An 8,193-nucleotide genomic window follows, 5' to 3' on the forward strand; every position below is an offset into this window, starting at 1 on the left:
CGCTGGCATGTCTCTCAGAGTTTCAGCTTCGCACCGACCCAGAAGGTGCGGCCGTTGTCATAGTAGGCGCGCGGGATCGAGGGATCGCCGACGTAGTAGTAAAGCTTCGCGTCGGTCAGGTTCTGCGCATCGACCGACAGCGCGACGTTCTTGGTCACGTTGATCAGCAGCGAGCCGTCAAGCGAGCCGAAGTTATCCTGCCACATCTCGGTATTGCGATCGAGGCCGGAGCGGAACTTGGAACGGAAGGTATAGGCAAGGCGGGCCGAGATCAGGCTGTCTTCGTAATACCCGGTCAGGTTGAAGGTGTTGTGCGAATTGCCGTCAATGGTGCCGCCGCCCTTCTTCTTCGCATCGGCGTAGGTGTAGTTGGCGATCACGCCGAAGCCCTTCCAAATTGGCTGCTGCCAGTTGACCTCTATGCCCTGGTTGTGGCCGCCGGGGCCATTGATCGGACCGGAGAAGGAGAAGGTCGCGCCGTCGGGATGCTGCAGCGTCTTGAGGAAGATCGTGCCGGTCGAACTGGTGATGTAGGATTTGATGTCGAGGTAGAAGAGATTGACCGAGAGCAGAGCGTTGGGAGCATAGTACCATTCGGCAGCGAGGTTGAAGTTCCAGGCGCGGTAGGGATCGAGGTTCGGGTTACCGCCGGACGTCGCCGCGAGCGAGAGATCGTCCGCGGTGAAGGCGCCGGCAAGCTGGGCGTAACCGGGCCGCGACATGACCTTGGCGACCCCGCCACGCAGCAGGAGGTTGTCGGTTGCCGTGTAGGTGACGTTCGCGCTGGGGAGGATATCCCAATAGCTGCGGTCAGTGGTTACCGAACCGCAGGTGCCGCAGAAGATCGACGTTGCATTCGCAACCGCCGCGTTGGGCGAATACTGCAGCGTCTGCTGCTCGGTGTGCACCGCACGCACGCCGATGTTGCCGCGCCAATGGCTGTCGTCGTCGAAGCGGGCCATGGCATAGGCCGCCTCGGTCTTCTCCTTCACCGAGAAGCTGGCCTGCGGATAGAAGGCAAACTGGCGGCCGCCGTTGGTGGCCAGTTCCTGCAGCACCAGCGCCTGATTGGCGAAGGAATAGCCGGTCACGCTGCCGATGCCGTCGCCGTAATCGGACGGGGTCGTGTCTCCGTCGAAGACCGTACCGAGGTTGACGCCCTGAGTGCCAGAGTAGGCACCGTTCCCCGCCCAAGCATAGGCAGTATAGTCTAGGCTGCGCTTGTGGTTGGTATAGCGTCCGCCGACCTTGATCGATTTGAGGAAGCTGCCATCGAAGTCATATTCGGCATCGAGTTTGCCGTAGAGTTCCTTGTCCGGCGAGACGATCTTCCCGCCCCACGACCAGCTATAGTAGTTGTCGAGGTAGGCGGCGGAAGTAGTGTCAGACGGCAATCCCGGATAGCCGACGGTCGCACCCTTGCCGCCAAATGCGTAGCTCGCGCCAGTGTGCCAGTAAGTCTCCCAGGCATAAGTGTCCGACGTGGCGCCCGTGCCCTTGGTATAGCCGAGTTGGCCCGTCAGCGTGAGGTGGTCGCTCGCCTGCCAGGTCATGTCGGCGTTGAGATCCCAGGTCGAGGAATAGGCCTGGCGGAAGATGTCGTCCTGCACCTTCCCGTTGGGACTCCCGCCATTAGCCGTCGTATCGGCCCAACTGGCCGAGGTGAGATAGCCGTTCTTGATGGTGTAGTCTGTCAGCGCGTAGCCGTCAGTACCGGGCGTCGAGTTGTTGCTCAGCAGGCTTGACACCCACATCATCGAGTTGCGGTTGACGTTGTTGGCGTCCATCCGCGTGTAGAGCCCGTTGAGGTCGAGTTCGAAGCGGTCGCTCGGCTTGATCTGAATAGCCAGCGTGCCGCCCTTGCGGATGCGTTGTTGGGTAAAATAGGCCGAGCCGATGAGGTTGGGCGCCGAGACCGTCTGGCCGGTTCCGTCGAAGTCAGCATAGTCGCCATAGCCCAGGAATTCCTGCCCGTCGCGGCGGAAGCTGCGCTTCTGGTAGAAGCCGGTGGCGAGCACGCCGAAGGTCTCGGCCTTGTTCTTCCAGCTTACCAGACCGCTGACCTGCGGCGTCCACTTGCCGGCGAGGTCATTGTAGTTTTCCTGGGCAGTGAGCGAAATCGCGCCCGCCTTGAGATCGAGCGGCTTGCGGGTCTGCACGTTGACCGTACCGCCGATGCCACCTTCGGGAATGTCCGCTTCGGAGCTTTTGAAGACTTCAAGGCTGCCGACGATCTCGGAGGGCAGCAGGCCGAAGTCGATGCTGCGCCCGCCTGTCGTCTGGTCCAGCACGAACCAGTCGCCGGTGGCGATTCCGTGACCGTCGATAAGCGTGAGGTTGAGCGCCGGGTCCGTGCCGCGGATCGAGATGTTCGAGTTCTCGCCGAATCCGCCCGCGGCCGAGCTGCCGGTGACGACATTGACGCCGGTCAGGCGGCCGAGCGAGTCGGCGACGTTCTTGTCGGGAAACTTGCCGATGTCCTGCGCGGTGACGATTTCGGAAACGAGGTCCGATTTGCGCTTGGCGTTGAGCGAGGCCTCGATCGAGGCACGCAGGCCGGTAACGACGATTTCATCCTGGTCGCCACTCGAGGCGGAGGGGGATGCGACGTCCTGCGCCTGTGCCACCGTGGCGAGGGCGAGAGCGGCGGTGCTCGCCGTGACGGAGAGTAGTGTGTAACGAATCGAACGGGATAGAGACATGAGGTACCCCCTGATGAAGCCTGATTCTAATTGGTATCTACCAATGCAAACCCATAAATCGGCAATCCCGCATGGTTGCTTTACGATTCGTGCAGATTCGCCAGCGGTCGGGAGTGGATACTCTCAATTTGTCACAAAAATGCAATACCAAAAATGAGGCCAATCTAAAATTATCGCATTTTGGTATTGCAAAGGCATTATATTTGCGTTTAGACCGGTTGGCGAAAGGAGCGGATATGTTCGTCGAGCGCATTGGAGCACTGGAGCCTGAAAACGGGGTACCGCTCTACCTCCAGTTACAGCGCCGCCTGCGCGCCGCGATCGAGCAGAGCGTGCTAACGCCTGACGAGGCGCTGCCTCCCGAGCGCGACCTTGCGGAGGCCTTCAACGTCTCACGCGTTACCGTGCGCAAGGCGATCGACGGACTTGTCGATGCGCATCTTCTCAGCCGCCGCCAGGGCGCCGGTACTTTCGTGGCAGCGCGCGTGGAAAAGAACTTCGCGACAATCTCCTCCTTCAGCGAGGATATGCTTTCGCGCGGCCGCCGCCCGCATTCGCAGTGGCTGTCTCGCAGCGAAGGTTCGGTCAGCCCAGATGAATCCATGGCGCTGGGGCTCAGCCCGGGCAGCGCGGTCTACCGCTTCGCACGCATCCGCTTCGCCGACGAGCAGACGATGGCTCTAGAGTACACCACGATTCCCGCCGATTCGCTACCGTCGGTCAATGCCGTGAGCGATTCGCTCTATGACGCATTGGCCGATCGACGGCCCGCGCGGGTGCTCCAACGCTTGCGCGCCGTGCTGTTCACGCCCGAACAATGCGAACTGCTCAAGATCGAGGCCGGCGCGCCAGGCCTCGAAATCGAGCGGCGCGGCTATGATCGTGATGGTCGCACGGTTGAATTCACGCGCTCCTACTATCGCGGCGATGCCTATGATTTCGTCTCCGAACTGAGTGTACCCCCCCGATGATCCTCGACCCACCTTCCCGCATGTTCGTCGAAGCCGCCGAAAGCGGCGCCGTGGCAGCGCGCCAACGCAAGGCCAATGCCGCCGCGCTGGTCCGGCTTTGCGCGCAACTGCGCAAACAGCCGCCCCGCGCGGTCCTAACGCTTGGGCGCGGCAGTTCCGATAACGCCGCCACGTTCGGGCGCTATCTGGTCGAGCGGCAACTTGGCGTTTTGACCAGTTCCGTCGCGCCTTCGGTCGCTTCGGTCTATGAGGCGACGCCGACACTCGCCGACACCTTGCTGATCGCGATTTCCCAGTCCGGGCGAAGTCCCGACCTGTTGGCGACGGTCGATGCGGCGCGCGCGCAGGGTGCGCGGATTGTCGCCATGGTCAATGACGAAACCTCGCCGCTTGCCCATGAAGCCGATGCCTTGCTGGCCCTCTCGGCGGGACCGGAGCGCAGTGTCGCCGCCACAAAGTCTTTCATCGCCTCGCTGGTCGCGGCGCTTGACCTGATCGCGGCCTGGACCAGCGATGCCGAAATGGCGCGCCAGCTCGATGCCTTGCCCGATTTGCTTGACCGCGCCTGGGCGCTCGACTGGTCGGCGGCAATCGAGCCGCTGGCCGATGCCCGCAATCTCTTCGTCATCGCGCGCGGCCATGCCCTCGGCGTGGCACAGGAAATAGCGCTCAAGTTCAAGGAAACCTGCGGTCTCCATGCCGAGGCCATCAGCGCCGCCGAAGTCCGCCACGGCCCGATGACGCTGGTCGGCGAAGGGTTCCCCGTACTGATTCTGGGCCAGCCGGACGAAACCCGCGAAAGCGTCGCAGCGCTGGCCCGCGAATTCGCCGGGCGCGGAGCCATGGTGTTCCACGCAGGGCTGGACATTGCCGAGGGCGTGTCTCTCCCCGTGCTGCCGGCCGATCCGCTGATCGCACCAGTGCTGCAGGTCCAATCCTTCTACCGCTTCTGCGAGGCCTTGGCGCGCTGCCGGGGGATCGATCCCGATCAGCCGCCGCATCTGGACAAGGTGACCGAAACGCTGTGAACCAGACTGCGCTCATCAACGGCAAGGTTCTTGCCCCGGCAGGCCTGCGCGAGGATCTCGTGGTGGTGCTCGAAGGCGACCGGATCATGGCCTTGTGCAACCGCGTTCCAGCTGGTGCCAAGATCAGCGATCTGGGCGGCGCGCTGCTGTTGCCTGGTTTCATCGATGTCCAGGTTAATGGCGGTGGCGGCCGACTGTTCAACGACGATCCCTCGGTGGAAACGATCGCCTGCATTGCCGCCGCTCACCGGCGCTTCGGCACGACCGGCCTGCTGCCGACCCTGATCAGCGACGATCTCTCCGTAGTCGAGCGCGGTATCCGTGCGGTCGATCATGCGATCGAGGTCGGTGTGCCCGGCGTGCTTGGCATCCACATCGAAGGACCGTTCCTCAGCCCCAAGCGCAACGGCATCCACCTGACGGAGAAGCTGCAGCCGCTTACCGACGAATTTCTGGCCCTGCTCGCGTCAGCAAGAAATGGCCGGACGATGGTGACGCTGGCACCCGAATGCGCCAGCCCGCAGCAGATTTCGTGGCTGAACCGGGCGGGCGTGCGAGTGTCGCTTGGCCATTCCGATGCCGAATATGCCGTTGCCCGCGCGGCGCTGGACGCAGGCGCGACCGGCTTCACGCACCTGTTTAATGCCATGTCGCAGCTCGCCAACCGTGCGCCGGGCATGGTTGGCGCCGCCCTCGAAAGCGAAACCGCCTATGCCGGCATCATCGTCGATGGCCAGCACCTCCATCCGGCGACGGTGCGGATCGCTCTGCGGGCAACTGGTCCTGACCGGCTGATGCTGGTCAGCGACGCCATGCCGACGGTTGGGTCCGACATCAAGAGCTTCGAACTGCAGGGCCGCAAGATCCTGCTCCAGGAAGATCGGTTGACCGACGAAGCCGGAACGCTCGCCGGCTCGGTCCTGACCATGGCCCGCGCGGTACGCACGCTGATGGAGCAGACAGGCGTCTCGTTGCAGCGCGCAGTTGCCATGGCAACGCGCGTGCCGGCCGCTTTCCTCGGGCTCGATCATGAACTGGGGACTATCGCTCCGGGGATGCGCGCGAACCTCATCGCACTCGACCGGGACTTCACCACTAATGCTTGCTGGATTTCGGGCGTCCCCACCGAACTCGGTGCGGTTCGAGAGACCACGACCAGATGACGAGCGCCTCTCCCGCGCGCATGATCTCGCTGGATATGCTGCGCGGACTGACTGTCGGGGGCATGATCCTCGTCAACACCGCAGGCGGCGTCGCGCTCGGCCTTGGGGCGCCGCCCATCGCGATACTCGAACATTCACCCTGGGCCGGACTGACCTTTGCGGATGTGGTGTTCCCCTCGTTTCTCATGATTATGGGGGTATCGACAGTCTTTTCACTCAGCCGGCAGCGGCAGGCCGGACTGACCATGTCTGCTGCGCGTCAGATCGCCGAGCGCAGTTTGCGGTTGTTCGTACTTGGCTTTGCCCTCACCAACCTTGTCTGGCTAGCAGATTTCACGGCAGCTCCCTGGCGGCTGTTCGGCGTGCTGCAGCGGATCGCCCTGGTCTATGGCATCTGCTCGGCGCTGTACCTCGCCGTACCGCAGCGTGGACGGCTCGTCCTGACCGTAGCGATCCTGCTCCTTTATTGGCCGCTGTGTCTGCAGCCCTCGCTCAACCATGTGCCGACGGACATCTGGCAGCGCGGCATGAACTTTGTGTCATCCACTGACCGCTGGATGCTGGGTGCAGCTGGGCACAACTACGTGAAAGGGCCATACGGCTATGACCCGGAAGGGCTGCTGAGTACGCTTCCGTGCATCGCCCATGGCCTGATCGGTATCGCGGTGGGCGAATACCTGCTGCAGGTGCGCGGAGCGGCGGCGGTGCGCGGCTTGCTCAAAGCCGCTGCGGGAATGATTGTCGCGGGACTCGCCTGGGGGATAGTCTTCCCGATTGTGAAAGACATTTGGACCAGTAGCTTCGTCTTGCTCACTTGCGGCTTTACCACGGCCGCTCTGGCATTGGCGCATTCCGCGCTTGACGGTCCCGGCGTGCGCGGCCGACTGGCTCGGACCCTGCTCGGTCTGACGCTGCCGTTCGGGATGAACGCGATTCTGATTTATGTGCTGCACGATGTCCTGACGCCTATCTTGTCCTGGCAGGCCATGCAGCTTCCGTACATGGTGCTGAGCCCGATACTCGGCGCACAAGTTGCCGCAACTATCCCCTCGCTGGTGTTCATCGCCATGCTGTGGCTGATTGCCAATTACATGGCCCACCAGCGCTGGCTCGTGAAGATTTGACGGGCCGGCGCGTCAAGCCGAAAAACTGGAGGTACCGGACTGCGCTGACAACCGACCGCAGTCAGTTCCAATAGCGGTGCCGTAACGGAGAGGCCCGATCTTCTAGAAATGCAGCGGAACATACGCCTTACCTGACAAAGCGCGATCCCCAGCAGATTGGTGAATCGCAGCATGGCTACATTATGAGGTACAAAGTAGGTGTTCTTGGCATTTTTTAATTAAAAGCACATCATAATAATAAGTTATATTATAATATCGAATCCCGGCGGCTCCATTAACGAGAACGCAAGCGCCGGAGCGGCTGCCACCGCGCGAGACGTCCCAACAGGATTTAGGTTTGTCCGCTTCTGACAAAACTGGTCGTTCCGGAGGGCCGCGCGAAGGACAACAGTGTCCCAAGCCAAGTCTTTCCGTTGTACCGCGACATGGTGAACGAACGACCGGTTTCGCGGCGCTGACAACGGGCTCTGAATGACCGCTATGTTGGCGGCATGCGCCCATGTTGCGCCACTGCGCTGGCAATGGCCGCTTAAAATGATACTGCAACTGCAGCAGCCCTTCCGGACACGACCAGTTGCCGTCTACGAAGCCGGTGAAGCCACCAAAAGCAGCCGTTCATTGAGCGGGTTTGCGTGATCGCCATATCTTGCTAATTTCGCCTGAATGAGAATAGCGGTCTTGATGGTTGTGGCTGCCGCGAGTGGTTGTACTGGTCCGGGCACGAGTGCTGGCCCTTACGCTAACTGTGCAACGCGGGTTTCCGGCTTTCATAGTTTCCGCTCACGATATTTTGCTGAACATTGGTCCGCTCCGATAGACGGATATTACGCTAACATCGTAAAGGTCGAAAAATCCGGTAGGATAACGTGGAATGGTGTGGGTCTTACCTCTCTGCACGACGACGGTGAGACCGCTCTTGAAAGTCATCTGGCGGCGCTGAAATCCTTTCCGATTCAGCCTGTCACCGCTTTAGATTTTGACGCTGGCGCGCCTTGCTCGAGAATCACTGCCGTTCGAAAGTTGATGATCGAGCACTTGCATTGCTTCGAGACAGATCAATGTTTTCAGGGCACGTTCGACTAGGCGATGTTGACAAAAGATTTCAGCCATAGGCGCACGGCGGCGAGGTTAAGGAAGCTGGCGAAGGAGAGCGCGGTCTTGTCATAGCGGGTGGCGATGCGTCGCTGGTTTTTCATGACCCCGAA

At 61.5% G+C, this 8,193-nt stretch carries 5 protein-coding genes and 1 pseudogene; 4 read left to right on the forward strand and 2 right to left on the reverse strand.

Annotated elements, in window-relative coordinates:
• Positions 1-14: 14 nt before the first annotated feature.
• Entirely contained in the window at positions 15-2,702 is a 2,688-nt protein-coding gene (locus MRBLMC3_RS18645; RefSeq protein WP_363831219.1) for a TonB-dependent receptor, read from the reverse strand.
• Positions 2,703-2,938: 236 nt separating this feature from the next.
• Here MRBLMC3_RS18645 and MRBLMC3_RS18650 point away from each other — a divergent pair, with 236 nt between their 5' ends.
• Genes MRBLMC3_RS18650 through MRBLMC3_RS18665 form a run of 4 tightly spaced genes read left to right on the forward strand, consistent with a single transcriptional unit; the run spans position 2,939 to position 6,988 of the window.
• Complete coding sequence (locus MRBLMC3_RS18650; protein ID WP_363831244.1) at positions 2,939-3,673, forward strand: GntR family transcriptional regulator; 735 nt, start codon at positions 2,939-2,941, stop codon at positions 3,671-3,673.
• Complete coding sequence (locus MRBLMC3_RS18655; RefSeq protein WP_363831222.1) at positions 3,670-4,701, forward strand: SIS domain-containing protein; 1,032 nt, start codon at positions 3,670-3,672, stop codon at positions 4,699-4,701. The genes MRBLMC3_RS18650 and MRBLMC3_RS18655 overlap by 4 nt, the downstream gene beginning before the upstream one ends.
• Positions 4,698-5,864: an N-acetylglucosamine-6-phosphate deacetylase gene (gene nagA, locus MRBLMC3_RS18660; protein WP_363831225.1), complete on the forward strand. Its 1,167-nt coding sequence runs from the start codon at positions 4,698-4,700 to the stop codon at positions 5,862-5,864. The genes MRBLMC3_RS18655 and nagA overlap by 4 nt, the downstream gene beginning before the upstream one ends.
• On the forward strand, positions 5,861-6,988 hold the full coding sequence (locus tag MRBLMC3_RS18665; RefSeq protein WP_363831228.1) for an acyltransferase family protein: 1,128 nt from the start codon (positions 5,861-5,863) through the stop codon (positions 6,986-6,988). Before nagA ends, MRBLMC3_RS18665 begins: the two co-directional genes overlap by 4 nt.
• A 1,079-nt stretch (positions 6,989-8,067) precedes the next feature.
• Here the strand turns inward: MRBLMC3_RS18665 and MRBLMC3_RS23115 are convergent.
• A pseudogene (locus MRBLMC3_RS23115) lies at positions 8,068-8,193 on the reverse strand (IS5/IS1182 family transposase); the annotation flags it as partial.

This window comes from Sphingobium sp. LMC3-1-1.1, from assembly GCF_040676285.1.
In the GTDB taxonomy this organism is placed as follows: Bacteria; Pseudomonadota; Alphaproteobacteria; order Sphingomonadales; family Sphingomonadaceae; genus Sphingobium.